This is a genomic window from Allosalinactinospora lopnorensis, from assembly GCF_000981225.1.
In the GTDB taxonomy this organism is placed as follows: Bacteria; Actinomycetota; Actinomycetes; order Streptosporangiales; family Streptosporangiaceae; genus Allosalinactinospora; species Allosalinactinospora lopnorensis.
The window spans coordinates 1-228 of the sequence record NZ_LAJC01000219.1 but is presented as its reverse complement, the minus strand read 5'-3'; the positions used below and the strand labels follow the sequence as shown (position 1 = coordinate 228).

At 69.7% G+C, this 228-nt stretch carries 1 pseudogene; it reads right to left on the bottom strand.

Annotation, left to right across the window (positions count from 1 at the left end):
* Positions 1-228: pseudogene (locus VS93_RS29970) on the bottom strand (precorrin-3B C(17)-methyltransferase); the annotation flags it as partial.

Sequence of the window (228 nt, the reverse complement as noted above, 5' to 3'; positions counted from 1 at the left end):
TTCCAGCGGTAGCCGCGCGGGGTCACGAACCGCCCGGCCACCTCGCGGCTCACCGAGCTGCCGACGATCACCACGGTGAACATGTCCACATCCTCGACGCCACCGGCGAGCATCCGCTCCAGCGTGCTCATCGCGGCGCTCTCCCCCTCACGGGAGGCCTGGCGCACATGGCCGACCGGAGTACCAGCGGGCCGGTACTCGGCAAGGATCTCCAAAGCGCAGGTGAGC